Below are 231 nucleotides of genomic sequence, written 5' to 3'. Positions count from 1 at the left end.
CTCATCACTTGTGATGGATCATTGCACCCAAACATGGGTAGCTTCCACATGATCCAATACCTTCCATCATAATACCCTGGGGTTGTACCATAAATCCTCTTGATTAGAGCATCCTCATCAAATTCTATGCAAGGTACCCACTTGTTCTTCAATAGGTAGTCGACTTGCTTCAAAATTTGCTCTGGAGTTAGGGGTGGCAAGTATGACAATGTCTCCCATCTCTTGTTATCA

At 42.4% G+C, this 231-nt stretch carries 1 protein-coding gene; it reads right to left on the bottom strand.

Annotated features, from left to right (window positions below):
- A partial coding sequence (locus Mspo_RS20415) for a ribulose bisphosphate carboxylase small subunit (protein ID WP_368854820.1) occupies positions 1–209 on the bottom strand: 209 nt, incomplete at its 3' end.
- Positions 210–231: the final 22 nt, after the last annotated feature.

Source organism: Methylosinus sp. Ce-a6 (genome assembly GCF_009811655.1).
GTDB lineage: Bacteria > Pseudomonadota > Alphaproteobacteria > Rhizobiales > Beijerinckiaceae > Methylosinus.
The sequence above is the reverse complement of the archived record's forward strand: the minus strand, read 5'-3'. Positions and strand labels throughout refer to the sequence as shown.